Here is a 25,323-nt window from a genome sequence, read left to right on the forward strand (position 1 = left end):
ATGGCTAAGAAAAAAATGGGTCTGGAAGATCTTGGTGGCTTTGTATTCTCCACCAACGATGCTTTTGAACCCGGGAAATATGATGATGAAGATTCCGCAGAATCGCTGAAGCCGGAGGAACAATTGCTGGAGGCTCATTACAGTTCAAAGGGCCGGGCAGGAAAAAAAGTTACGGTAGTTAAGGGATTTGTTGGAACCGATGAAGATTTAAATGCTCTCGGAAAGGATTTGAAAAAGAAATGTGGTGTTGGCGGATCTGTAAAAGACGGAGAAATAATAATTCAGGGCGATGTGCGGGATAAAGTGATGGGTTATTTAAAAGAGCTGGGTTACAAGGTAAAACGCATCGGCGGTTAATCTACAATATCTATGGAGGACAACAAGTTACTGCATATCACTAACGGGGATGATCTTTCTGAAAAGATCCTTAACCTGGGTTTATCTGGGGATGTGATCACCTGGAGGGAAATGTTATGCGAAGGCCCTGCCTCCATAGATGTAGGAGATGAAGAGTTTGTTTTACTCAGGAGAAATTTTCTAAAGGAAACATATCAGATTTCCGAAGAAAGATACCAGGAAGAATTTCTGGCACAACTGGTAAAACTGGCGGCCATCAACAGCTACGATGAAGTGGTGCTGTGGTTCGAATTTGACTTGTTCTCACATATGAACATGCTGGCTCTAATCAGCTTTTTGCTTCAGAACAAAAAGAATGGTCCTTTTTCTCTTGTTTGCAGCCGAAAACTGAAAGGAGAACTGGAAATGGCCCCTCTGTCACAACTTTCAGAAAAACAGCTGCAGGAACATTACAGGCAAAGAATTCCCCTTACAGATGATGATATCCAAACTGCCCAGTTGATCTGGGAACTTTACTGCAGCAGTAATCCTCAACGTTTGGTTTCTGAAATTAAAAAAACTACCAATTTTGAATACCTGTCCAGTTCCATTAGGGCACACATAGAAAGATTCCCAAGTGTAAAAACAGGTTTAAACACACTTGAAGTCAACGTTCTCAAGCTAATTGATGAACATGAAATCAAGTCTCTGCATCATTTGCTGGGTTATGCATTGGAATACCAGGGATATTATGGGTATGTGGATGTACAAATGCAAAGGGTAATAGATAAACTAAGCCCTTTCTATGAAACATCTGAAGAAGGCGTAAAACTCAATGATGATGGGGTCAAAGCCCTCAAAGGCTCCAAGAATTATTACCAGAATTTAAAAGACAATGAACATTATGGCGGGGTTAGAAAATATGATTTTCTCTACGACCCGGACAGCCATGCCCTCCTAAAATTATAGCATGAATCATTTAGCAGCTTCAGAACTTATTCTGAACAATGACGGTAGCATATACCATTTAAACCTGCGGCCGGAACATATCGCCGAAACCATTCTTCTGGTAGGCGACCAGAATCGCGTAGAAAAGATCACACAATATTTTGACGAAGTTGAAGTAGTCATTCAAAAAAGAGAATTCCATACCCAAACCGGAACTTATAGAGGAAAACGAATTTCGGTGATCTCCACGGGAATAGGCACAGATAATATTGATATCGTCCTTAACGAACTCGATGCGCTTGTAAACATCGATTTTGGCAGCAGGGAAATAAAAAAGCAAAATACCAGCCTGAATATCATCCGCATTGGAACTTCGGGATCAATACAAAAAGAAATTCCGGTAGACTCAATCGTAATTAGTGAACTCGCTGTAGGATTTGATAGCCTGCTGCACTTTTACCAAAGCGACGAGGTGCAGCTCCAGGATTTCAATGAGGCGCTTGAGCAGCATTTAAATACGTATTCAAGAAACAGCAAGCCTTACGTAGTTGCTGCCGATGCTTCGCTGGTTGAAAAATTCAATTCTCCTGAAGTTTACTTAGGCTTCACCGGTTCAAACGTGGGATTTTATGCACCTCAGGGGCGCGTTTTGAGGCTTCCGCTGAGAGATGACAACATGAAAGATAAGCTGGCTCAATTCAGCTTTAAGGGCAAGAAGATCACCAATCTGGAAATGGAAACTTCTGCCATTTTTGGACTTTCAAAAATGCTGGGGCACAAGGCGCTTTCGGTAAATGCAATTATTGCGAACCGGGCCACAGGAAATTTCACCAAAGACGGTGCACAAGCGGTTGATAATGCCATTCGCTACACACTTGAAAAGCTGATTTCGTAAGCGTTTTCATTTAACACAAAATTAAAAGGGAGCGGCAGGCTTATTCGTATTTTTGGGGATAAACCCCACCGTATGTTAAAGCCTGAAGAGAAAATTATTAGGCACCGCGATCTCAATTGGTTAAGTTTTAATGAAAGAGTCCTTCAGGAAGCACAGGATAAATCCACTCCCCTTTATGAAAGGCTAAAATTCCTTGCAATTTTTTCAACTAACCTGGATGAGTATTTTCGCGTGCGAGTATCTCAGCTAAGGCAAATGAAACGGGTGGAAAAAAGCCTGCGAAAAAAGCTCGCTTTAAAACCCAACAAAACGGTTAAGGAAATTCTTCAGGAAGTAAAGAATCAACAGGAACGGTTTGGAAAGATCTATAGGGAAGAAATAATTCCGGAGCTGGAAACGGCAGGGATTTTCCTGGTGCACCGCGAAGATTACAGCGATCGACAGGAAGAGTTTTCGAGAAAATATTTCAATAAAATTTCTGAATGCATAAAGCCGGTGGTTGTTGATTACGAAGAAGGCGGCGATCTCTTCCTGGAGAATAATCAGTTATATTTTGTAGTGACCTTTGCTTACGAAGACAACTTCGCTGTGGTAAACATTCCTACAGATGAATGTGGGCGCTTTATCACCTTTACTTCGGAAGAAGGCCGGCATCAAATCACATTTTTAGATGATATTCTGAAAGTTAATATTCCGCAGTTATTTCCCGATAAAGAGATCGACGGAATATTTGAGATCAAACTTTCCAGGGACGCTGAACTTTATATTGATGATGAAATAGACGGCCTGCTTGCCGAAAAGATTTATGATTCCCTGAAGCAGCGAACCGAAGGCCAACCTACCCGGTTGCTCTACGATGCCAAAATGCCGGTAGAAGATCAAAGGATCCTGCGGAAGGTGCTGAAATTGGGAAAAATCGATATGATGCCCGGGGGGAGATATCATAATTTCGGCGATTTCTTTTCCTTCCCCGATCCCACCAATAATCCTGCGCTGCATTACGAGGAATTAATTCCAGTAAAGCATAAAATTTTGGAAACTGCGGACGATTATTTTAAAGTAATCTCGGAAAAAGACCAGTCAGTTCATTTTCCCTATATGTCCTTTAATTATGTAGAACGATTTCTCCAACAGGCAGCCAATGACAAAGGAGTAAGGGAAATAAAGATATCCATCTATCGCATTGCAGATGAATCTGTACTTACTTCTGCCCTGCTCACGGCACTTAAAAATGGAAAAAATGTTACCGTTTTTATTGAAGCAAAAGCCAGGTTTGATGAGAAAAACAATATCGACTGGGGCCGCAAATTTGAAGATGAAGGAGCGATAGTGATTTACAGTTATCCAAAGATCAAGGTGCATTCCAAGATCCTGTTGGTGACCCGTGAGGAGAATAATGAAATAAAGAATTACGCGTACATTGGTACAGGAAACTTCAACAGCAAAACCTCTAAAATATATTGTGATCACGCCCTCTTTACAGCTCATGAAAAGATCACTGCAGAACTTTCAAGGGTGTTTAATGTATTGGAAGGAGAATTGATTATTCCCCGGGCAAAACGCCTGCTCATCTCCCCTTTTTCAACCCGAAAGGCATTTACAGACATGATCAACCGGGAGATCCAAAATGCACAACTTGGGAAAAAAGCTGCCATAACGGCAAAAATGAATAGTCTGGAAGACCAGGAGATTATTGATCTATTGTATGAAGCCAGTGAAGCCGGAGTGAAGATCAGGCTGCTCGTACGCGGCTTTACCTGCCTGGTACCGGGACTGGAAAAGATAAGTGAAAATATCTTTATGACCAGCATAGTGGATAGATTCCTGGAACATGGGCGCATCTATATATTTGAAAATGATGGAAATGAAGAAATTTTCTTTGGTAGTGCAGATTGGATGACCCGTAATCTAGATCGCAGGATCGAAGTCATTGCCCCTATTTATGATGAAGAAATTGCTCAGGAATTCAAGGATATTTTAAACATTCAGCTAAATGATAATGTAAAGGCGAGAATTCAGGACCCCCTGGAAAAAAATGAATTCGTAACACCAAAACCGGGAGACAAAAGGATCCGTTCACAATATGAGATCTATAATTACCTGAAGGAAAAACACGAGGCATGAGGAAAATAAAAGTGGGTGGTGTCCCCGAACATTTTAACCTGCCCTGGCACCTGGGAATTGAAGAAGGTGCTTTTCGCAGCAACGGAGTGGACCTGACATGGAGGGATTTCCCCGATGGTACAGGCGCCATGTGTAAAGCTTTGCGCAATAAAGAGATCGATGTCGCGGTTATACTTACTGAAGGTATCATCAAGGACATCCTCAATGGGAACGAAGCTTTGATAGTGCAGGAATATATTGCTTCCCCGCTTATTTGGGGGGTGCACGTCGCTGCAGAATCCAATTTTAGAACTCCCGAAGACCTGAAGAATCAAAAAGTTGCAATAAGCCGGTATGGTTCGGGATCTCATTTAATGGCTTTTGTAAATGCCAGGAATATGGGCTGGGATCCTTCTGAACTTGAGTTTGAGGTAGTTGGAAATATTGAGGGCGCAGTAGAGGCCCTTCAAACAGGGAAAGCCGGGTATTTCATGTGGGAGCATTTCACTACAAAACCGCTTGTAGACAAAGGTATCTTCCGCAGAGTTGCAGATTGCCCTACCCCGTGGTCCTGCTTTGTGATCGCTGTTCGAAAGGAATTCCTGGAACAGGAACAGGCAACCGTTCAAAACATGCTCAAAACACTGAATACCATCACCCGGGATTTTAAAAAAATTCCAAAAGTGGAAGTTGCTTTGGCCAGAAAATATGATCAAAAGGTAGAAGATATTGAGCAGTGGCTTAAAATAACCAACTGGAGCCAAAAACAGATCTCTGTACAGGAAATTCAAAAGGTCCAGGAGCAATTGTTTGAACTGGGATTGATTCCTGAAATAAAAGAAAACATTTATTTCTTTACCCCTTTAAATTAGAAAATGAAAAAAATATTCCTATTGATATTCCTGATTTTGGCCATCCCCGCCACCTCTCAGGTAACTGAAACCGAAGAAGAAGTAACCAAAGAAATTATCGTTGAAGCTGAGATGCCTCAGTCGGAAAACGTGCAGGAAGTTCCCATTTTTAAAAGAGATACCACTCAACACGAGATCCACCTCAACATCCTGAACGTACTTGTCTTTGGAGCACTTGATGTTGCCTACGAAAGAGTCCTTACCGACCATAGTTCTGCAGGTGTGGAATTATTTACCAAGGTCTTCAATAAAAACGTGGGTGAAAAAGGAGATCTTTCCAAGGTATATGCAAAAGATTATTCCATTACCGCAAAATTCAAGTATTTCTTTGATGACGAAACCGTAGCCCGGGGTTATTACGCAAATGTCTTCGGGATGTTCTCAAACGGCACCAATGAAACCGAAATGGATTTTCCTGATCCCGAAACGGGAGATCCGGTGACTAAAGAGGTCGACATGGAATACACAGATCTTGCTTTTGGTATTGGAGTCGGCGGTAAATTTGTCGCCAAACAAGGATTTCTTATCGATGCTTCTTTTGGAATTGGCCGGAACTTCTTCGACAAATATTCTCCGGATATTGTGATCCTTCCTTCTATATATTTGGGCTACCGCTTTTAATTACCACTCAATAGGTTCTTTGCCAACAGATACAAGAAATTCATTGGTCTTGCTAAAGTGTTTGTTCCCAAACCAATAACCGCGATTAGCAGCAAGCGGGGAAGGATGTCCACTGGTAAGCACCAGGTGTTTTTCTGTATTTATCTTTTTACCTTTTTTCTGCGCAGGGCTGCCCCATAAAAGGAAAACCAGGTTTTCTTTTTCTTCGGAAAGGATCTGGATCACAGCATCAGTAAATTTTTCCCAGCCTTTTCCCTGGTGTGAACCTGCTTGTCCCGCTCTTACCGTAAGGGTGGCATTCAGCATCAATACACCCTGCTCTGCCCAATGCTTAAGATTTCCATGAGGAGGCAAAGGGCTTCCCAGATCATCCTTTATCTCCCTGAAAATATTTACCAGGGATGGTGGCACCCTGGTTTCGGGTTGGACGGAAAAACATAATCCGTGCGCCTGATTGTAACCGTGGTAAGGATCCTGTCCAATGATCACCACTCGGGTTTCCTCAAAAGGGGATAATTCAAAGGCTTTAAAAATATTTTCAGGTTTTGGAAAACAGTCGCTTTTCTCGTATTCGGCTTCTACAAACTTCAGAAGATCCTTAAAATAAGGTTTCTCAAGCTCATCATTTAACTTTTTTTTCCAACTCGGGGTTATGTTAAAGGTCATTTTAATAGTTAAATTGCGGCTTCCCAAAAATAGGGAAATTTTATATGATTAAAGTTACAGCTAAAACTCTTCAGGACCTTGAATTCCCTACTGTTTGCCAGCAGGTAAGCAAATTTACAGTGACAGGCCCCGGAAAAGAAAAAGCTCTTGAAATCGCCCCTTTCTCCAGTTATGAGAAAACAATTTTTGCCCTGCGGCAAACCAACGAATATGTTTCTTCATGGCAACAGGAGAGCCGTATTCCTAATCATGGTTTTGATGCCATAGACCAGGAAATAAAATTCCTTGGAATTGAAGAAACCCGGCTGGAAGCTGCAGGCTTCAGGAAGATCAGCGCGATCTCTGAGACTTCAAACACGCTTATCAAATTCTTTGACAAATTTCAGGAGATATACCCTTGCCTGCACAAAACAACTTCGGAAATCGAATTTACTCCGGTAATTATCGATCGAGTTAATAAAGTAATCGACCGGTTTGGAGAAGTTAAAGATGACGCTTCCCCCCTGCTTCAGGAATTGAGGAGGAAGATCAATCAGGTGAAAGGGCAGATCAATTCCAGCTTCGGAAGCGCTTTGACCCATTATAACAACCTGGGGTACCTGGATGATATTCGGGAAACCGTTGTTGATAATATTCGGGTACTGGCAGTTTCTGCTATGCATCGGCGTAAAGTAAAAGGCGGAATTCTGGGCAACTCAAAAACAGGTAGTATTGTCTACATTCAGCCGGAAGCCACCTACAACCACACCAGGGAATTGAATAACCTGGAATATGAAGAGAAGGAAGAGATCAAAAAGATCTTGAAGGAACTTACAAATTTCATAAGACCTTACCGCCCGTTGCTCATCGAATACCAAAGGCTGCTGAGTGATATTGATGTTATAGCAGCAAAGGCCAAATATGGAATTGAAATGAACGCGGTGATGCCAAAGATCTCGAAGGATAGGGAGCTGGAACTCATCGATGCCTACCATCCGCTGCTTTTGCTGAATAATCGTAGGAAAAATGAAAAAACTTTTCCGCAGACCATTGAGTTGAACAAGGAAAAACGCATCATCGTAATTTCGGGTCCAAATGCCGGCGGAAAAAGTATAACTCTTAAAACCGTGGGACTGCTTCAGCTTATGGTGCAAAGCGGATTGCTGATCCCGGTGCATGAATATAGCCGAATGTGCCTCTTCAATAAGATCCTTACAGATATTGGCGACAATCAAAGTATCGAAAACCACCTGAGCACCTACAGCTACCGGCTAAAGAACATGAATTACTTCCTTAAAAAAGTAGACGATAAAACCCTCTTTTTGATAGATGAGTTTGGAACCGGAAGTGATCCCGAATTGGGTGGTGCCCTGGCGGAAACCTTTCTGGAGGTATTCTACGAAAAAGAAGCTTTCGGAATTTTGACCACGCATTATGCGAACCTAAAAATGCTGGCCAACGAATTGCCCCATATAGTGAATGCCAATATGCTGTTCGATTCCCGCAGCCTTGAGCCACTATACAAGTTGCACATGGGGGAAGCCGGAAGCTCCTTCACCTTTGAGGTGGCCCAGAAGAACGGCATTCCTTACAGTTTGATCAATCGCTCCAAAAAGAAAGTAGAGCGTGGAAAGATTAGATTTGACAAAAGTATAGCCGACCTTCAGAAAGAGCGTTCAAAACTGGAAAAGACAACCACTGCTTTAAAGACCAAAGAACAAAAAACAGAATCTGAAAAGAAGAAGCTGGAAGAGACCAACGCCCGCATTCAGCAGAAACTGGAGAATTTTCAGGAGTTGTATGACAGTAATCAGCGGCTTATTTATCTCGGGAATAAGATCAATGACATCAGTGAGAAGTACTTTCAAAATAAAAAGAAGAAAGAGCTCATTGCCGAATTCCTGAAGATCGTGGAAATGGAAAATTCCAAACGTAAAAAGGTAACGGTTAAGGAAAAAAAGGCTGAAAAAGCCAAAGAAAAGAAGGTGATGCAGGAGGCCGAAAAAAAGGTGGAAGAGATAAGGAAAAAGAAAAAAGAAAAACAGGAAAAACAAATAAAAGAAGAAGTTGCTAAGCCCAAACCTGTACTAAAAGTGGGAGACCGCGTAAGGATGCAGGATGGAAAGGCCGTTGGAAGCATAGATAGCATTGAGAAAGGTAACGCAAAGGTCAATTACGGCATTTTTACCACCTCGGTCTCTGTAGACCAACTGGAACTGGTGCAGCGAATGAAATAGAAAAAGAAAAATATGGTAAATTTTCCCGAAAATAAAAAGATCATCCTCTTTGACGGGGTTTGCAATTTGTGCAATAAGACCGTTCAAACGATCATCAAAAATGATAAAAATGACGTCTTTAGATTTGCGCCGCTGCAAAGTGATGTAGCGCGGCAAATCATTAATGAAAGAGGGATCGACACAGCAAATCTAGATACGGTTATTCTTATCGAACCCGGCGTGGCTTATTACCACAAATCCACTGCCGCTATAGAGATCGCTAAACATCTGAAAGGCTATTCCTGGATGAGGATCTTTAAACCCCTCCCGGAAGGTTTCAGGGATGGTATATACAGCTTTATTGCAGACAATCGCTATAAATGGTTCGGAAAGAAGGAAAGCTGTATGGTTCCGACTCCCGAACAGCAGGCGCTTTTCCTGAAATAGTTCAAGGTTCAAGGATCAAGGTTCAAAGTTCAAGTTGTCGTGGTTGTTTGTCAGGCTGAGCCTTCCGGAGGAGGTGGTCGAAGCCATAGTTTGTTCCAGGTTTCAGGTTTCAGGTTAAAAATGAGTGGGAATTAGGAATTGGGTACGTCAATGTGAGCGCTCCACCTATACTGACCACTGAATACCGACCACTGATCACTTAAAAAAACTGCCAACTTACCCTACTTCAGATTGCTTAACAGGAAATCCAGTTTGTCATTCGTGTTCTTGTTCTCACGGAAGGAGTGTGTGAAAAAGGCATTTTTTTCCGCCAGTCCTTTTTGCTGCAGGCTTTCAATAAGATCAGCGTCCTCTACTGCTACTTTTCCGGTGAGGAGCAGGTTGAGATCTTTTCCGGAAGTATAGTAGTCATATACTTTTTTTAGTCCCGGTAAGTACTGGTGATCTTTTGTAAAACCTCCACCGCGGTGAGCTCTTAAAGTAATGATCCAGGCGGTTTCTTTATCCAGTTTGTACTGATTGTATAGCAGATCGAAAGTGTCACTAAAAGAATAGCCTTTGATAAGGCTGTCTGCTGCCAAAACCCGGTATGCCAGTTCTTTCATTCTCTTTAAGCTAAGACTGTCGCTCATATACTCACTCAAAACAGCTAAGCCGGCTTGTGTTAAGTGATTATTAGCAAAGCCATGAGAAAATATTCGCAGCGGCTGATTCAATCCATTGAAGGTGGTGAGCATGTTCACCCCTATTTCGTGATTCGCCTGGATCTTAAGATCATTGTCGCTGAACTTCCGGTTTTTCTTTACTATAAGAGATTTAGCCGTAGCCAGGGCCATCGCAGGACCGGTAATACTGTTGCTCTGTTTTATTTTAAAGTTTAATCCGTGCTTCTCACCAAAAGCCTGGAAATACGCCTGTGCCTGATCTGCATTGTACCGCGGCACCATTTCTTCGGCATCCTCTTCTTTATGGAAATGCAGGATGAATTTGGCATTTTTGACATCCTTCTCTTTGGGAGTTCCGAACACCCGAAGGGAGTTATAAAAGAATTTTGGACCCTTCCCTACCGTAGCCATACACTGTACCAGCCCCGAATATTCATAGATGGTGTCATGGTATAGTTTGTAAATATCTTCATCGGGAATATCCTCCAGCCGCTGACTGAAGAACTGACGTTGTAAGGTGTATGGATCGAATTTTAATTTCCGGTAGTTAAAGACAGGATCTTCAGAAAATTTAGAGGCAAAAAAGCGTTTTTTCTCCTGCTCGATATTCAGCGGATTCAGGTAGTTGAGCACATCGATCTCCCGCACCAGCCGGTCCAGGTTATGGTCGATTTCCAATAAACTGTCGTAATAACTGCGGACTTTCTCTGTCATTTCGGGCTTCAAAAATGGATAATTCTGGATAAATGTCCGCAAAGACACTTAATTATTTACAGCTTTCCAAATAATCTGAATCATATCTCCCTCACAAAACAATCTTACTTAGAATCCACATCAAATGTCTCTGAAGGATCTACTTCTCCGGGATAATGCAACATCCCTTCCCCTTGTGCTATCACAGAAGAAACTGTAGCGTCTCCAGTGACATTTACTACAGTTCGCAACATGTCCAGAATCCGGTCAACCGGGAAAATAATTGCGATCCATGCCGGATTTAATCCTACCGAATCCAAAACAATGATCAACATGACCAAACCTGCACTGGGAACGGCCGCAGAACCTATAGAAGCCAGAGTGGCCGTAAGAACTATAGTTAATTGCTGGCCTAAGGTAAGATCGATCATGTGCAGTTGTGCCAGGAAAACCACCGCTACAGCCTGATACAGACATGTTCCATCCATATTTACCGTAGCACCAATAGGCAAAACAAAACTGGTGATCTTTTTATCCACACCTAAGTTATCTTCCACGCACTCCATAGTGACAGGAAGCGTGGCAGCACTACTACTGGTTGAAAATGCCAGGGTCTGTGCCGGGCTCATGGCTTTAAAAAAGCCGGTATAGGGTATCGATCTGGTAAAAGTCTTCAGGATCAAAGGATAAACAACAAAGATCATGATCAGCAGGCCTAGAATAACGGTTAAAGAATACCAGCCAAGGCCTTTGAAGATCTCATACACTTTTCCTACATCATCTCCTGCCATCTTGCTCACTACCCCTGCAAGAAGAGCAAACACAAAAAATGGAGCCGCACGCATTACAAGATCCACCATCTTCAGGAAAACCTCCATGATACTGTCTACTACCGCAGTTACGGGTGCCGATTTCTCATTAGGAATGAATAATAGAGAAATTCCAAAGAAAAGTGCAAAGAAGATGATCTGCAACATCAAACCATTATCTGTAAGCGAGTGAAAAAAGTTTTCAGGCACTATATCTACCAAAGGTTGGAGCGGCCCGGCTTCTTTGGTTTGTTTGGCGGTTTCAAGTTTGTCCTCAACCGACGCTTCTTTTAATTCCTGTCTGGAAAGATCAGAAATTCTTTGAGCCTTGTCCAGGAATTCGGGGTCCTGTAAATAATTGATCCCATCCTTTATCTCATAACCCTGTGATCCTGCCCATAATTCATAACTAATCCGGTTATCAATGCGACTATCCTGCTCTACCAGTTTTCCTGGTTTAATAGTATTTACCAGCATCAAACCAAGAGTGACGGCAAGTACGGTAGTAAGCAGATAAGCAAGCAAGGTCTTTCCTCCCATCCTTCCTAAACTGGCGGGATCTCCAATATTAGCCACCCCGCTTATTACTGAAAACAGCACCAATGGCACGGCAATAAGTTTTAGAAGATTAATAAAGATGGTACCAAAGGGAGCGATCCAGTCTATTGTAAATTCGCTCCATCCCATTTGACTGGAGAGCATCGCCCATACAATACCCAATACTAATCCAATAATGATCTGCCAGTGCAGTGCTAATTTTTTCATAGAGTCTTTAAAAGTGTAATTATATTCTGGAGGTTTTATTTAATAGATAATAATCGACAAGAACAAGGGCTGCCATGGCTTCCACAATAGGAATAGCACGAGGTACCACACAAGGGTCATGCCTGCCCTTTCCCTGCATTTCCACCTCTTCTCCCGCTTTATTGATGGTCTGTTGTTTCTGAATAAGAGTGGCCACAGGTTTAAAAGCAACTCTGAAAACGATATTCATCCCGTTAGAAATTCCACCCTGGATTCCGCCGCTGTGGTTGGTCTTTGTGGAGCCATCGGGGTTGAAAAGGTCATTGTGTTCGCTGCCTTTCATAGTTGCGCCGGCAAATCCGCTGCCATATTCAAAACCTTTAACCGCATTTATGGATAGCATTGCTGCTCCTAATTTCGCATGAAGTTTATCAAAAACAGGCTCACCCAACCCTACAGGAACATTAGAGATCACACATTCCACTACTCCGCCAACGGTATCTCCCTGAGATCTTATTTCCTTTATAAAGGCTTCCATTTTTGAAGCCGTCTCAGGATCGGGGCACCGCACCGGATTCTTTTCTATTTCTAATAGATCAAGTTCCTGAAATTGTTTCTGAAGTTTTATTTCTCCCACAGAGGAAGTGTACGCCGTTATCTTTATTTCCTGCAGCAGTTGTTTTGCGATGGCTCCGGCTGCTACCCTGCAGGCAGTTTCCCTGGCCGAAGATCTTCCACCCCCGCGATAGTCGCGGTTCCCGTACTTTTGATCATAGGTATAATCGGCATGAGAAGGACGGTAAACATCCTTGATATGAGAATAGTCTTTCGACTTCTGGTCTGCATTTTCAATGACAAAGCCTATGGGTGTTCCCGTGGTTCTACCTTCAAAGATCCCTGAAAGGAATTTTACCGTATCAGATTCTTTACGCTGAGTAACAATTGCAGACTGCCCGGGTTTGCGACGGTCCATCTCCGCCTGAATTTGTTCAAGATCAACTTTAAGACCTGCCGGGCAACCGTCTATTATCCCGCCAATTGCTTCGCCGTGCGATTCCCCGAATGTGGTAAGTCTAAAAAGATTTCCGAAGGAATTTCCGGCCATAAAAGGTGATTTTGAGCAAATGTAATTTTTTAAGATAACTTTTAAAAATGTTATTTCAGCGCATTGGCCATGATCTCAATGGGATGTAAAGCTTTTCTGCCGGTGCCGTCATAGATCTGATGGCGGCAACTGGTACCCGGAGCTGCAATAACAGTTTCTTCGGAAGCCTTACGTACAGCCGGAAACAAGGTTTGCTCTCCAATTTGCATGCTCACTTCATAATGCTCTTTTTCATACCCGAAAGATCCCGCCATCCCGCAACAACCTGAAGGGATCACCGTCACCTCAAAATTTTCAGGAAGGTTAAGCATCACAAAAGTATTCTCCACTCCCGAAAGGGCTTTTTGATGACAATGTCCATGAAGCTTGATCCGCATTTTTTCAGAAGTAAAGGAGTCTGCCGTAATATTCCCGGCTAACACTTCCTTTTTGAAAAATTCCTCCAGTAAAAGGGCATTTTCAGAAAGCTTTTCTGCGGAAACCTTATCATCTGCCAGTCTTAAATATTCATCCCTAAAGCTTAATATAGCTGAAGGTTCAATCCCTAACAACGGACTTTCTTCAGAAACAAGGTCTTTAAAAATGCTGATATTTTTATTTGCTACTTCTCTGGCTTCCTCGAGAAAACCTTTTGAAAGGAAGCCGCGCCCGCTCTCCGGGTGCTCAACAATTTTCACCGCATAATTCAGCCCCCGAAGCAGTTTTAAGGCTGCAACCCCAAGTTCAGACTCCATGTAATTGGTGAATTCGTCATTGAAGAGGTAAACAGTTTTAATAGGCTGCCGGACTTCCACATCATTCCTTTTGTAGAAGGAAGAAAGGGTTTGTTTAGAGAGTTTGGGCATGCTACGCTGGGGAGCGATTCCCATTGACCTTTTGATCGCACCTGAAGTTATTTTATTAGAAAACATGAGGTTCGTAAAAGGGGAAAACCGGGAGGTCTTTTCGTTGAGCCGGGCATTAAATGCAAATGCCTTTGACCTAAGACTGCTGCCGTTGGCCTTCATGTATTGATATTGAAATTCGGCTTTATAGGCCGCCATATCCACGTTTGAAGGACATTCGCTCTTGCAGCCTTTACAGCTGATGCACAGATCCAGCACCTCCTTCAATTCCTCATGATCAAAGTGGTTTGGCTTGTCACTGCGGGTGAGAAATTCCCTAAGTGCGTTGGCCCTGGCCCGAGTGGTATCCTTTTCATTATGGGTGGCCCTGTAACTTGGGCACATGGTACCTCCCGCTTCGGCAGGTTTGCGGCAGTCCCCGCTTCCGTTGCAGTTTTCTGCGCCGCGCAAAATTCCGAGAGAATCGGAAAAGTCCATCAGCGTTTCTATCTCCGGCTCTTTCCTTCCAGGCACATATCGAAGGCTGGTATCCATAGGAGGCGCATCAATGATCTTCCCCGGATTAAAGATGTGCTGGGGATCAAAGATGTTTTTTACCCTTTTTAGCAAGTTATAATTTTCTGCACCTATCATGAATTCAATGAATTCGGCTCTTACCCTGCCATCCCCGTGTTCCCCGCTCATGGAGCCGCCGTACTTCTTAACCAGATTTGCTACCGCCATCGTGATCTTCCTGAAAAGCACCACATCTTCCTCTTTCTTGAGGTTAAGAATGGGTCTCAGGTGTAACTCTCCGGCCCCGGCATGTGCGTAGTACACTGCATCCTGCCCGTAATCTTTCATTAAGGCAGAGAATTCAGAAATATAGACTGCAAGATCTTCCACAGCAACAGCGGTGTCTTCTATACAAGCCACAGCCTTTCGGTCTCCCACAATGTTCCCAAGGAGCCCCAGTCCGGCTTTTCTCAATTCCAGAGCAAGTTCTATGGTTTCATTCCGCAGCACCGGTAAGGCATAAGCAAGTTCTGATTCTGTAAGGGTTTTAAGCAGCTCGGCAGTTCTGTTGGTAAGTTCCTCTTCATCATGCGCCCTGATCTCCAGCATAAGAATAGCTGCCGGATCTCCTTCAATAAAAAATCGGTTTTCCCTGTACTTCCTATTGCTTTTCGTACAGTCAAGGATCACCTTATCCATCATTTCGCAGGTGAACAGCGAATGTTGCATCGCAGGCACCACCGCCTGCAGGCATTTTTCTACCGACTCAAAATGAGCGGCGATCATGACGGCATTTTCGGGTGGAAGCACGTCGAGTTGTAAGGTTACTTCAGTCGTGAAGGCTAAAGTCCCCTCGCTTCCGCATAATAATCTGCAGATATTGATCTTCTCCTTTGCACCTCCAAATATTTCCGCAGCCAGCAATTCATCCACAGCATAGCCAGTATTCCGGCGGTGGATCTCAGGTTTTGGAAAACCTTCTTTTATTTGCTGCTGAATAGCTTCAGGCTTCAGTTCTTCATATAATTTCCGGTAGATCTCTCCTTCCAGGGAATCCTGCTGCATTTTGCTACGGAATTCTTCCGAAGTGATTTCAGAAAAAACAGCTTCAGAACCATCTGAAAGCAGCACCTTCATCTCCAGCACCCTATCACTCGTCACACCATATTTAATAGAAGTAGTTCCGCTGGAATTATTCCCTACCATCCCACCAATCATACAACGATTGGACGTGGAGGTGTTAGGCCCAAAGAATAAACCATGAGGCTTTAGATACCGGTTAAGATCATCCCGAATCACACCCGGTTGAACTTTTATGGTCTTAGCTGCTGTATCAAAATCAAGAATAGCGGTAAAATTCTTTGAAACATCCACTACAATGCCCTCCCCTACACATTGACCGGCGAGAGAAGTGCCGGCAGTACGCGGAATGAGAGAGGTGTTATTTAGGGAAGCAAAACGTATAAGTTCCTGAATATCTCCTGAAGTTTTAGGATAAGCTACAGCAAGAGGTAAATTGCGATACACAGATGCATCTGTAGCGTAAATACTTCTCCACAGAGAGTCATAGAACAGCTCTCCTTCCAGTTTATTGGCCAGTTCTTTTAAATTTTCGATCATAATAAGGTCATAATCAACTTCTACCACCAGGCTTAAGCGAGAATAGTTAAAATTAACAATTTATTAGCGGCAGCGGGGCTAAATGAGGTCTAAGATAGTCTAATTTTGTAGGAACAAATTAAATGAAAAGATATGAAAAAACTAGTTTTATTGGCCTTATGTATTTTTGGATTTTCTCTTTCTTCACAAGCGCAATCTGTTGCTGAAAATGCACTGGGACTTAGGCTTGGAGGAAGTGACGGTGTAGGAACAGAAATTTCCTATCAAAGAGGACTTTCAGAAAACAACAGGCTGGAACTTGATCTGGGGTGGAGAAATGGAAAGCATTACGACGCATTTAAGCTTACAGGACTCTACCACTGGGTTTGGAATATTGAAGGAGGTTTTAACTGGTATGCGGGATTTGGTGCCGGAATTGGTTCAGTTGACGGGAATGATGACGATCGTTGGGATGACGACGACAACGGACTTTTCGTTAATGCCGCCGGGAACATAGGTATTGAATATGATTTCGATTTCCCGCTATTGCTTTCCCTGGATTTTCGTCCGGAATTTGGCGTGATCAACTATTACGGTGACGATGTGGATTTCGACATTGCACTTGGAATAAGATACCAGTTCTAGGATCCGCTTAAATTATAGATTAAAGGCTGCTAAAATTTAATTTTTGGCAGCCTTTACTCTTTCCAATGCTTTTTGATATAGGTTTTCATAAAGCGGCACTACAGAATAGATATCAAAAAGGTAAGATTGTTTACGGGCATTCTCTTTAAACCTTTTCAGGTTCTCTTCATCTTTAAGTATACTTATCCCGTTCGCAGCCATCTCATCAACATCCCCCACGTTACTTAAATAGCCTGAAAACCCCTGCTTATTGACTTCGGGAAGTCCGCCGGTATTGGTGGAGATCACCGGGACCCCATTCACCATGGCTTCAAGTGCAGCCAAACCAAAGCTTTCTTTTTCAGAAGGCAAGAGGAAAAGATCTGAGTAGCTTAGAACTTTGTCGATCTCATGTGATTCTCCCAGGAATAAAACTTTATCTTCAATGCCGAGTTTTGCCGCCAGATCTTCTGCTCCCTCTCTTTCGGGCCCCTGCCCTACCATGATGAGCTTTGATTTTACCTCTTTCTGGATCCGGTAGAAAATATTAATGACATCATCAATCCGCTTTACTTTCCTGTGATTACTCACATGGGTAACAATCTTCTCATCATCTGCTGCCAGCACATTGCGATGGCAGTTGCTAATTGAATGGGTATATTTTGTGGTATCAATAAAGTTTGGCACTACATCAATTTCCCTTTTTAGATCAAACAGGCGCAGCGTATCGGCCTTTAAACTTTGTGAAACAGAAGTTACCACATCACTGTTGTTGATGCTAAAAGTGACTGCAGTTTTGTAAAAAGGATGATTCCCAACCAGGGTAATATCTGTGCCATGTAAGGTTGTCACCATAGGTAAACTGATCCCATCCTCTTCCAGCATCTTTTTTGCCATGTAACCGGCATAAGCATGAGGAATGGCATAATGCACATGAAGCATTTCGATCTTATGCAGCTTTACCATGTCCACAAGTTTACTGCTCAAAGCCAATTCGTAGGGCTGATAGTGGAATAGCGGGTATTCAGGAACATTAACCTCATGAAAATGAATATTGGAAGACAATTGTTCCAGCCTTACAGGTTGTTTATAGGTGATGAAGTGAATTTCATGCCCCCGTTTTGAGAGCGCTAAACCTAATTCTGTGGCTACTACACCACTTCCCCCAAAAGTAGGATAACAAACAATGGCTATTTTCATGAATTAGCGGTCTATAGCTTCGTAAATAAGTTCTTGAATATCGGAACGTATGCTTTCCCGGACCAGCTTAGTGTTCGAAGCCGAAGGATGTATACGGTTTGCCAAAAATACGTAAACTATTTCTTCATCGGGGTCTGCCCAGGTAAAAGTTCCTGTAAAACCGCTATGACCAAAGCTAGTCATGGAAACGCAACCACAGGTAGGCCCAACATTTGAAAGCTGCGGCTTATCAAAACCAACTCCGCGGCGCACATCTTCTTCACAATAATAACAGGTGTTGAATTTGTTCATCGTTTCCCTGTCAAAATATTGGATCCCACCATATTCGCCGCCGTTAAGGTACATCTGCATGATCTTGGCAACATCATTTGCATTACCGAACAATCCCGCCTGCCCTCCAATTCCGCCTAACAGAGCCGCACCTTCATCATGTACATACCCGTGCAGCAGCTGGTTTCGCCAGCTCTTATCATTTTCTGTAGGTACGATCTTCTCTTTCGGAAATTTAGTTAGTGGTAAATAGGTAGTATTGTTTGCTCCAAGGGATTTATAAAAATGATCCTGGGTAAGATAATCCAGTGAAGTGCCGTAAATATCTTCCAGAAAATATTTTAGAATATAAAATGGTAAATCGCTGTACTGATATTCTCTCTTTTTCTCCAGTTCACTGTTGCGAATAGTGTAAAGCACAGTATCCCTGATGTCATTACGTACAAACATATTTTCTGCCACCTTGATATCATAACCGGCATCCTGCTCCCTCCGGATGAACCGCACATCGGGCTTGGAAGTTTTTCCATCAATGGTCTTGCGGTGAAATGGGATCCAGCTTTTAAAACGGGCATAATGTGACAGCATTTGCAGCAACGTGATATGCTCTTTATTACTTCCCCGGAAATTGGGCAGCATCTCCCCCAAAGTAGTAGTGAGATCCAACTCATTTTGGTCAATAAGCTCCATCAATAACGGAAGCGTTCCCAGGATCTTGGTCAGCGAGGCAAGATCATAGACATCTGAAGCTTTTACCGGAATATCTTTCTCGTAAGTGTGGTAACCGGCATTCCTTTCGTAGATCACTTTTCCTTTTCGGGCAACCAGCACCTGTAATCCCGGAGTCATTTTTTCATTAATTGCTTTATCTACGAGCTCATCGATACGCCGAAGCTTATATGAATTCATGCCTACCTGTTCAGGTAATCCATATGAAAGCCTTTCAAGATTTCTTGTTTTATAACCCGTACCAACAGGAAAATCTTCCCCTGCAGTAACGGGCAGCTTTCCTTTAGCTTCTAATGCTCCAAAGATCACCTGCGCTGCCTTTTGCTGTGCTAGAATACTGTTTTGATAAGCTACCTGTATTGCTTCAAAATTGGCGGTCGTTCTTAGATCCAGCAAAGCATAAGGACGTGTAAAAATATTCAGGACCACCCGGTTCTTTCGGGCGATCTCATATAGCCATGTCTGTTCCCTGTCATTCATCCTGAAATCGCTCCAGGGAGAATCATTGGCCTGATGATAGCCTATGACGACGAGGTTGTAATTTTCCAGTTTGTCCAGCAGTTCATTCAGATTTTCTGCGGAAACTGAATCAACCTGGGTATATCTGTTCAACTGCTCAAAAAATGGATCTCCGGAATCTTTTCCGAAGTGCACATAAGCGATCTTACTGGTCTTTAGATCCCGCACAGGTATTGTAGAGCGATCATTTTTGATGACCGTCATGGCATTTTCATAAAGTTGGTGTGCCAGGACTTCATTCCTGATGGAATTTAGATCCTCGACCAAATAATCTGATTCAACAGGTTGGTACTTATTCAAGCCTACCTTGTATTTTGCGAAAAGAATTTTGCGAACGGAATGCTGCAGGCGTTCTTCGGTAATTATCCCCTCATTATAAGCCTCAATAATTCTGGCGGAAGCTTTGGGAACATCTTCAGAATAAAGAAGGATATCGTTACCTGCCAAAAATGCGGCCAGATCGATCTCTCCCGGTTCATCAAAATTGGCCACCCCTTTCATATTCAAAGCATCGGTAATAATGAGGCCATTGAAATCCAGTTCTTCTTTGAGAATGCCGGTAACGATCCTGTGAGAAAGGGAAGATGGAAAATTTTCACGTTCTTCCAGGCTGGGCACATTTAGATGTGCTACCATAACGCTGCTTAACTCTTCTTCAATTAAACGACGGTAGGGAAACAGCTCTTCCCTATATATTCTGTCTTTCGAAAAATCTATTGAGGGAAGGGTTTTATGAGAATCCTTTTCAGTATCTCCATGACCGGGAAAATGCTTGGCACTACTCAAGACGTTTTCCCTGTGCATTCCCCTCATAAAAGCTGCAGCTTTACGGGAAACATTGTTCTTGTTTTCACCAAAGGACCGGTTTCCAATTATTGGGTTTTCGGGATTGGTATTAATGTCTACGACTGGAGCAAAATTAATATGAACCCCAAGTCTCTTAGAATGTTTGGCTATACTCGCGCCTACTTCCTCTATTAGCTCATCATCCTGAATGGCTCCCAGGGTCATGTTCCAGGGATATGCATATGTTGAATCCAGCCGCATGGCCAAACCCCATTCTGCATCCATCCCTATCAACAAAGGCACTTTAGAAAGCTGCTGAAGTTCATTATTTAGCTTTGCCTGCCGTTGTGGACCGCCTTTAGAAAAAATGACTCCACCTACATAATGCTGCTCCACAAGAAGTTTGACCTTTTCAGTTTTTGAGGCAGGATCTGACGAGACAACATCAACCATAAAAAGCTGACCTACTTTCTCTTTCAGGGACATTTGATTATAGACACTGTCCACCCATTGACGCTGCTGTGCCGGATTCTCGGAGATCAGCGGTCGGGTTTGGGAGAATGAAATCGTGGTAAAGAATAGCAGGGCCAAAAAGAGGCCTAAAAGGGGACTAAGTTTAAAATTCATTAATTAAGAAATCTCTTATGCCAGCTTTCAGATGCAGGCACTTCCCAGTCTGAAAGATATTCGGCTTTATTGTTTACAAGATTATTGAACACTATGGTCTTTGGAGAAACGGCCTTATCTTTTGCCATTTTTCGAAAGTCAGTAAGGGTTTTATACGCAATAAAATCTCCCTGTTTATAGGATACATTCATCTTATCAAGCAGGTCAACGTTATAATCCTGCTCCAGTTGCTGAATAAACCTTACCGATTCATCAATAGAACAACCGGTAGCAACATTCATTTTTTGATCCAGCGCCAAAATGATAAATCGTTTATATTTTATTTCAAAAGAAGCCTTAAGGTTGGCTCCGTGAGCAGTCCATTGCTGAATAAAAGCTTGAAGCTTTGGTTCAATTTCTTCCAGCTCTGCATCTGTAAAAGAGCGGTTTGCCTGATAGATCCAAACGCGGGAGCTTTCAGGCAGGGTATCAAAAGGGACATACATGATGTGGAAATTTTAGTTGCACAAAAATAACGGATTTGAATCTTGGAAACCAATCCCTCAGGGTTAAAGTTCCCATATAATCTGTTCTTCTCGTGATGATGATAATTACCGCAAAAGCATTGCCAGAAGCTGATCAAAATCATAAACATCCTGATTTTCCCATGTTAAATTTGTGATATGAATAAGCAAGAAGATCAAATTCTAAAATCTTCCAGAAAACTGGGCTTCAAAAAACCGGGCAGCAGTTTGCATGAGCTGGCAGATTGGCTCCGGGAGGAGAAACAGATCCATGTCGAGATTGGCAGTATATGGGACGATCTTGTTAACCGGGTGGAGTCCTACTATTACACTGTAACTGCACCTCTTAATGTCTATTATACTCCGGCTATACAACGTGCGGGAGGTGCTTCTTACAAAGAAATGCTTTCAGAAGGAATTGAAGAGGCTTTAGGCATCCTGGCCGTTTACAACCAACAGAAGCATCTTAAGATCTCCGATGATCAGGTGGTCATCGCATACCTCAAAGGTTACGGAGACAAATCAAAACCCGCCGCAAAGAATAATTACACCAGTAATCTTGAGAAGTACGCTTATTTTTTGGGAAAGCAGGGAGATTATATTGAAGAAGGCCTTACTGAAGATGATATTCTTTACCTGGTAAAAAACAAATTACCAGATGAGGAAATGTTGCAGCTGGAATAGTTTTTCAGAATCAAGAGATTAGAGCTTACATGGAGTAGGCACTAAGAAGTTTTCAATTGCAGAAAACAACCTCCATTTACCAACCTCAAAAAAAAGACCTCAAAGGTTTTAAAAACCTGCGAGGCCTGGAATACCTATAAAAAATTAATTAAAGCTACAGATCTTCAGCGTTGGCGATCATTTCTGCCACGTCCATCACTTCTATATTCTTCTCCTGATCTTTGGCTTTTACACCGTCCGTCATCATGGTATTACAAAAAGGACAGCCTGCTGCAATCACTTCGGGTTTTACCTCCATAGCCTGTTCCGTACGGGCTACATTGACGTCTTCTTTTCCGGGTTCAGGTTCTTTGAACATCTGAGCTCCCCCGGCTCCACAGCACATGGCATCCTTTTTACACCTTTTCATCTCCACCAGCTCAACTTCCAGTTTTCTCAAAAGATCACGTGGGGCTTCATAGATGTCATTTCCGCGGCCCAGGTAGCATGGATCGTGGAATGTGATCCTTTTGCCTTTAAATTTTCCGCCTTCTACCGTCAATCTCCCCTCGTCAAGTAAAGATTTTAAGAAGGTTGTGTGGTGCATCACTTCGAAATTCCCGCCCAGCCCCGGATATTCGTTTTTCATAATATTGAAGCAATGAGGACAGGTGGTCACGATCTTTTTAATTTCGTACCCGTTTAAAACCTCGATATTCCCTGCTGCCTGCATTTGGTAAAGGAATTCATTTCCGGCGCGCTTTGCAGGATCTCCGGTACAGCTTTCTTCAGTTCCCAATACTGCAAATTCCACATTTGCCCGATTCAACAACCTCACAAAAGCCTTGGTTACCTTTTTAGCTCTATCGTCAAAACTTCCCATACAACCCACCCAAAAAAGTACTTCGGGAGCTTTACCTTCAGCCATAAATTGAGCCATCGTTGGGACTTGTATATTTTCTGCCATTGTATTATATGTTGCAGCCTGAATAAGGCCGAATTCCTGATTTAATTTTCGTTTGCCCAGTTTAACCTGTCCATTTGATTATAAGGCCAGGGTGCGCCATTATTTTCAATATTGGTCATCGCATTATTGAGGTCTGCAGGGCCTGCGCTTTGCTCCATCATAAGATACCTTCTCATTTCTACAATAATAGATAAAGGATCGATACCTACAGGACAGGCTTCAATGCACATTTGACAAGTAGTACATGCCCACAACTCCTCTCTTAGAATATAATCATCCAGCAATTGTTTCCCGTCATCAACAAATTTTCCATTTTTATTGATGTTCGCCCCTACCTCTTCCAAACGGTCACGGGTATCCATCATGATCTTACGGGGAGAAAGCAATTTTCCTGTATTGTTGGCCGGACATTGGTCTGTACATCTTCCACACTCTGTACAGGTGTATGCGTTTAGCAATTGAACCCTGTTAAGGTCAAAAACATCTGATGCTCCAAATTTTTCAGGTTCTCCTTCTTCTCCTTCAGCTTCAGTTTCTGCAGGGGTTGCAAAAGGATCGGCATCGGGATCCATCATTAATTTCACCTCTTTTGTAACAGCGTCGATATTATCAAATTCGGCCTTCGGTTTGATTTTGGAAAAATACACGTTCGGAAATGCCAAAAGAATATGTAAATGCTTTGAGTAATAAAGGTAATTAAGGAAGAATAAGATTCCGAGGATATGTAACCACCAGGCTGTTCTTTCTATAATGATAAGGGTAGAATCTGTTAACCCGTCAAAAAGGGGTAAAAGCCAGCCACTTACAGGAAAAGCTCCTGCAATTTCACCACCTACCATAGCATAATGGTTAGCTCCGTTTAACTGTAGTTGATAATCTGCCGCGTTCATGACCAGGAATAAGGTCATAAGCACCATCTCAAAATAGAGAATGTAGTTGGCGTCATTTTTAGGCCAACTTGTAAGTTCTCTGGCGCGGAATCTATAGATATTAAGAACATTCCGTCTTATCCAGAAGATGATCACTCCCACTAATACCAGGAGCGCGAGGATCTCAAAAGCACCTATAAGGAATCCATAAGTGACTCCCGCAAAAGCGAAAATCCGGTGAGTTCCAAAAATACCGTCGATGATGATCTCCAGGACTTCAATATTGATAATAATAAATCCCAGATATACGATCACGTGGATAATTCCCGAGACAGGTCGCCTCACCATTTTATATTGCCCAAGGGCAATTTTCGCCATTTTGCCCCACCTTTCTCCAGGATTATCATTTCGATCGATTTCACGACCCAGGTTAATGTTCCGGATCATTCTCCGGATGTTGCGTACGAAAATGCCTATCCCAATGGCCAAAGCCAGGATAAAAGCGATTTGTGCAAGGATTTGCATGGTTGGTGGTTATTTAAGTGAATCCTTCGGAGGCGAATATGGACCCGGATTTTTCCCAAAGATAGAAAAATGAACGTAACGTTTAGGGTTAAGTTTCACATCCTGTATCAACTCATCCAATTGCCTGGTGGCCTGCTCCAGGTTGTTATATACCTGAGGATCATTGATTAGTTTTCCTATGGTCCCGTCTCCTGAATTGAGTTTTTCACTCATGTCTTCGAGATTGGCAACCGTGGACTCCAGATCATTAGTGACCTTTTTAATATCAATTTCATTAAGAGTATCTGAAAATGTCTTTAAGTTAGTAGCCATTTCATCCAGATTGGTAAAGGTGCTGTTGAGTTTTGGCGTATTTTCGGAAAGCACTCCCTCTACAGAATTTGCAGAATTTCTTAAAGAAGCCACTGTAGCCTGAAGATTCTCAATGCTTAACTTTAAATTCCTTCTGGTGGCAGGATTCATTACCTCATTAAAGGAATTTACTAAAGAGTCTGTACTCGTGATCACCCGTTCCACTTTTTCCTGAAGCGGTGTTAAACGCTCATTTACCAGTTCCAGCAGACCCTCTTCTATTGCACTTGGTAGTGTATCACCGGATTTTGCCACCTTTCCGGCTTCATAATCGGGTAAAATTGCAAGTGATTTTCCGCCAATAAGACCACCCCCATAAACCTGAGCAATACTTTCTTCAGAAAAAGGAAATTCGTTATCTACTGTGAAGGTAACTAAAAGCCTGCCCGATGTATCCAAAAAGTTGATGGCTGTAACATTCCCCACTTTAAGGCCATTAATGGTTACAGGAGATGAAGGAGAAAGACCTTCAACATCATTATAAATAGCATAAAAGGTCCTGCTGGAATCGAACCAGTTTTTTCCTTTTAAAAAACTATAACCAAAAATGAAAAGAAGAATGGCGACAATGGCCAAAAGAGCAGTTTTTACCTCTTTAGTATATTTCACAAAG

The 25,323-nt window shown here is 42.6% G+C and carries 21 protein-coding genes; 10 read left to right on the plus strand and 11 right to left on the minus strand.

All coding sequences use genetic code 11. The features are described 5' to 3' along the window. The 6 genes from CRO16_RS09000 to CRO16_RS09025 all read left to right on the plus strand — a co-directional run bounded on the left by CRO16_RS09000 (position 1) and on the right by CRO16_RS09025 (position 5,814). Complete coding sequence (locus tag CRO16_RS09000; RefSeq protein ID WP_097056054.1) at positions 1–357, plus strand: translation initiation factor; 357 nt, start codon at positions 1–3, stop codon at positions 355–357. A gap of 12 nt (positions 358–369) precedes the next feature. Continuing rightward, positions 370–1,305 carry a DUF1835 domain-containing protein gene (locus tag CRO16_RS09005; RefSeq protein ID WP_097056055.1) on the plus strand — a complete coding sequence of 312 codons (936 nt, stop codon included), beginning with the start codon at positions 370–372 and terminating at the stop codon, positions 1,303–1,305. Between the two features lies 1 nt (position 1,306). Beyond that, positions 1,307–2,179, plus strand: a complete 873-nt coding sequence (locus CRO16_RS09010; protein WP_097056056.1) for a nucleoside phosphorylase — start codon at positions 1,307–1,309, stop codon at positions 2,177–2,179. 72 nt (positions 2,180–2,251) lie between these two features. Continuing rightward, positions 2,252–4,303, plus strand: coding sequence for a polyphosphate kinase 1 (ppk1, locus tag CRO16_RS09015; RefSeq protein WP_097056057.1), 2,052 nt, complete (start codon positions 2,252–2,254; stop codon positions 4,301–4,303). Beyond that, complete coding sequence (locus CRO16_RS09020) at positions 4,300–5,154, plus strand: substrate-binding domain-containing protein (protein ID WP_097056058.1); 855 nt, start codon at positions 4,300–4,302, stop codon at positions 5,152–5,154. The genes ppk1 and CRO16_RS09020 overlap by 4 nt, the downstream gene beginning before the upstream one ends. Before the next feature lie 3 nt (positions 5,155–5,157). Continuing rightward, entirely contained in the window at positions 5,158–5,814 is a 657-nt protein-coding gene (locus tag CRO16_RS09025) for a hypothetical protein (protein ID WP_097056059.1), read from the plus strand. Here the strand turns inward: CRO16_RS09025 and CRO16_RS09030 are convergent, their stop codons facing one another. Next, the gene (locus CRO16_RS09030) at positions 5,815–6,480 is read right to left on the minus strand and encodes a uracil-DNA glycosylase (RefSeq protein WP_097056060.1); all 666 of its coding nucleotides are present in this window, start codon (positions 6,478–6,480) and stop codon (positions 5,815–5,817) included. Between the two features lie 44 nt (positions 6,481–6,524). On the opposite strand from CRO16_RS09030, the gene CRO16_RS09035 reads away from it, so the two are divergent. Next, on the plus strand, positions 6,525–8,696 hold the full coding sequence (locus CRO16_RS09035) for an endonuclease MutS2 (RefSeq protein ID WP_097056061.1): 2,172 nt from the start codon (positions 6,525–6,527) through the stop codon (positions 8,694–8,696). Positions 8,697–8,708: 12 nt separating this feature from the next. Beyond that, entirely contained in the window at positions 8,709–9,122 is a 414-nt protein-coding gene (locus tag CRO16_RS09040; RefSeq protein ID WP_097056062.1) for a thiol-disulfide oxidoreductase DCC family protein, read from the plus strand. A gap of 221 nt (positions 9,123–9,343) precedes the next feature. Here the strand turns inward: CRO16_RS09040 and CRO16_RS09045 are convergent, their stop codons facing one another. The 4 genes from CRO16_RS09045 to CRO16_RS09060 all read right to left on the minus strand — a co-directional run bounded on the left by CRO16_RS09045 (position 9,344) and on the right by CRO16_RS09060 (position 16,098). Further along, entirely contained in the window at positions 9,344–10,543 is a 1,200-nt protein-coding gene (locus CRO16_RS09045; RefSeq protein WP_317042521.1) for a flavohemoglobin expression-modulating QEGLA motif protein, read from the minus strand. 62 nt (positions 10,544–10,605) lie between these two features. Continuing rightward, positions 10,606–12,054, minus strand: coding sequence for a dicarboxylate/amino acid:cation symporter (locus CRO16_RS09050; RefSeq protein ID WP_097056064.1), 1,449 nt, complete (start codon positions 12,052–12,054; stop codon positions 10,606–10,608). Positions 12,055–12,073: 19 nt separating this feature from the next. Beyond that, positions 12,074–13,138 carry a chorismate synthase gene (gene aroC / locus CRO16_RS09055; RefSeq protein ID WP_097056065.1) on the minus strand — a complete coding sequence of 355 codons (1,065 nt, stop codon included), beginning with the start codon at positions 13,136–13,138 and terminating at the stop codon, positions 12,074–12,076. Positions 13,139–13,188: 50 nt separating this feature from the next. Continuing rightward, the gene (locus tag CRO16_RS09060) at positions 13,189–16,098 is read right to left on the minus strand and encodes an FAD-binding and (Fe-S)-binding domain-containing protein (RefSeq protein ID WP_097056443.1); all 2,910 of its coding nucleotides are present in this window, start codon (positions 16,096–16,098) and stop codon (positions 13,189–13,191) included. A 132-nt stretch (positions 16,099–16,230) separates the two neighbouring features. Between CRO16_RS09060 and CRO16_RS09065 the strand changes: the two genes are divergently transcribed. Next, positions 16,231–16,722, plus strand: a complete 492-nt coding sequence (locus CRO16_RS09065) for a hypothetical protein (protein WP_097056066.1) — start codon at positions 16,231–16,233, stop codon at positions 16,720–16,722. A gap of 36 nt (positions 16,723–16,758) precedes the next feature. Here the strand turns inward: CRO16_RS09065 and bshA are convergent, their stop codons facing one another. From bshA to CRO16_RS09080, 3 genes are read right to left on the minus strand one after another with little or no spacing between them, the layout of a single operon-like run. After that, complete coding sequence (bshA, locus tag CRO16_RS09070; RefSeq protein ID WP_097056067.1) at positions 16,759–17,901, minus strand: N-acetyl-alpha-D-glucosaminyl L-malate synthase BshA; 1,143 nt, start codon at positions 17,899–17,901, stop codon at positions 16,759–16,761. A gap of 3 nt (positions 17,902–17,904) precedes the next feature. Further along, on the minus strand, positions 17,905–20,832 hold the full coding sequence (locus CRO16_RS09075) for a glycoside hydrolase family 3 N-terminal domain-containing protein (RefSeq protein ID WP_097056068.1): 2,928 nt from the start codon (positions 20,830–20,832) through the stop codon (positions 17,905–17,907). Continuing rightward, complete coding sequence (locus CRO16_RS09080; RefSeq protein ID WP_097056069.1) at positions 20,832–21,317, minus strand: ABC transporter ATPase; 486 nt, start codon at positions 21,315–21,317, stop codon at positions 20,832–20,834. The genes CRO16_RS09075 and CRO16_RS09080 overlap by 1 nt, the downstream gene beginning before the upstream one ends. A 177-nt stretch (positions 21,318–21,494) precedes the next feature. Here CRO16_RS09080 and CRO16_RS09085 point away from each other — a divergent pair, with 177 nt between their 5' ends. Then, positions 21,495–22,019, plus strand: a complete 525-nt coding sequence (locus CRO16_RS09085; RefSeq protein WP_097056070.1) for a hypothetical protein — start codon at positions 21,495–21,497, stop codon at positions 22,017–22,019. 154 nt (positions 22,020–22,173) lie between these two features. On the opposite strand, the gene CRO16_RS09090 is transcribed toward CRO16_RS09085, so the two are convergent. Genes CRO16_RS09090 through CRO16_RS09100 form a run of 3 tightly spaced genes read right to left on the minus strand, consistent with a single transcriptional unit; the run spans position 22,174 to position 25,319 of the window. Next, positions 22,174–22,965 carry a (Fe-S)-binding protein gene (locus CRO16_RS09090; RefSeq protein ID WP_097056071.1) on the minus strand — a complete coding sequence of 264 codons (792 nt, stop codon included), beginning with the start codon at positions 22,963–22,965 and terminating at the stop codon, positions 22,174–22,176. Positions 22,966–23,006: 41 nt separating this feature from the next. Next, positions 23,007–24,359, minus strand: coding sequence for a (Fe-S)-binding protein (locus CRO16_RS09095; protein ID WP_097056072.1), 1,353 nt, complete (start codon positions 24,357–24,359; stop codon positions 23,007–23,009). A gap of 9 nt (positions 24,360–24,368) precedes the next feature. Further along, the gene (locus tag CRO16_RS09100; protein ID WP_097056073.1) at positions 24,369–25,319 is read right to left on the minus strand and encodes an MlaD family protein; all 951 of its coding nucleotides are present in this window, start codon (positions 25,317–25,319) and stop codon (positions 24,369–24,371) included. Positions 25,320–25,323 lie beyond the last annotated feature (4 nt).

The sequence above is a fragment of the Salinimicrobium sediminis genome (assembly GCF_900215295.1).
Classification (GTDB): domain Bacteria; phylum Bacteroidota; class Bacteroidia; order Flavobacteriales; family Flavobacteriaceae; genus Salinimicrobium; species Salinimicrobium sediminis.

Bases quoted from the DNA above. Each gene is read 5' to 3' on its own strand.
- CRO16_RS09000 (WP_097056054.1), top strand. From the start codon at position 1: ATGGCTAAGAAAAAAATGGGTCTGGAAGATCTTGGTGGCTTTGTATTC.
- CRO16_RS09005 (WP_097056055.1), top strand. From the start codon at position 370: ATGGAGGACAACAAGTTACTGCATATCACTAACGGGGATGATCTTTCT.
- CRO16_RS09010 (WP_097056056.1), top strand. From the start codon at position 1,307: ATGAATCATTTAGCAGCTTCAGAACTTATTCTGAACAATGACGGTAGC.
- ppk1 (WP_097056057.1), top strand. From the start codon at position 2,252: ATGTTAAAGCCTGAAGAGAAAATTATTAGGCACCGCGATCTCAATTGG.
- CRO16_RS09020 (WP_097056058.1), top strand. From the start codon at position 4,300: ATGAGGAAAATAAAAGTGGGTGGTGTCCCCGAACATTTTAACCTGCCC.
- CRO16_RS09025 (WP_097056059.1), top strand. From the start codon at position 5,158: ATGAAAAAAATATTCCTATTGATATTCCTGATTTTGGCCATCCCCGCC.
- CRO16_RS09030 (WP_097056060.1), bottom strand. From the start codon at position 6,480: ATGACCTTTAACATAACCCCGAGTTGGAAAAAAAAGTTAAATGATGAG.
- CRO16_RS09035 (WP_097056061.1), top strand. From the start codon at position 6,525: ATGATTAAAGTTACAGCTAAAACTCTTCAGGACCTTGAATTCCCTACT.
- CRO16_RS09040 (WP_097056062.1), top strand. From the start codon at position 8,709: ATGGTAAATTTTCCCGAAAATAAAAAGATCATCCTCTTTGACGGGGTT.
- CRO16_RS09050 (WP_097056064.1), bottom strand. From the start codon at position 12,054: ATGAAAAAATTAGCACTGCACTGGCAGATCATTATTGGATTAGTATTG.
- aroC (WP_097056065.1), bottom strand. From the start codon at position 13,138: ATGGCCGGAAATTCCTTCGGAAATCTTTTTAGACTTACCACATTCGGG.
- CRO16_RS09060 (WP_097056443.1), bottom strand. From the start codon at position 16,098: ATGATCGAAAATTTAAAAGAACTGGCCAATAAACTGGAAGGAGAGCTG.
- CRO16_RS09065 (WP_097056066.1), top strand. From the start codon at position 16,231: ATGAAAAAACTAGTTTTATTGGCCTTATGTATTTTTGGATTTTCTCTT.
- bshA (WP_097056067.1), bottom strand. From the start codon at position 17,901: ATGAAAATAGCCATTGTTTGTTATCCTACTTTTGGGGGAAGTGGTGTA.
- CRO16_RS09075 (WP_097056068.1), bottom strand. From the start codon at position 20,832: ATGAATTTTAAACTTAGTCCCCTTTTAGGCCTCTTTTTGGCCCTGCTA.
- CRO16_RS09080 (WP_097056069.1), bottom strand. From the start codon at position 21,317: ATGTATGTCCCTTTTGATACCCTGCCTGAAAGCTCCCGCGTTTGGATC.
- CRO16_RS09085 (WP_097056070.1), top strand. From the start codon at position 21,495: ATGAATAAGCAAGAAGATCAAATTCTAAAATCTTCCAGAAAACTGGGC.
- CRO16_RS09090 (WP_097056071.1), bottom strand. From the start codon at position 22,965: ATGGCAGAAAATATACAAGTCCCAACGATGGCTCAATTTATGGCTGAA.
- CRO16_RS09095 (WP_097056072.1), bottom strand. From the start codon at position 24,359: ATGCAAATCCTTGCACAAATCGCTTTTATCCTGGCTTTGGCCATTGGG.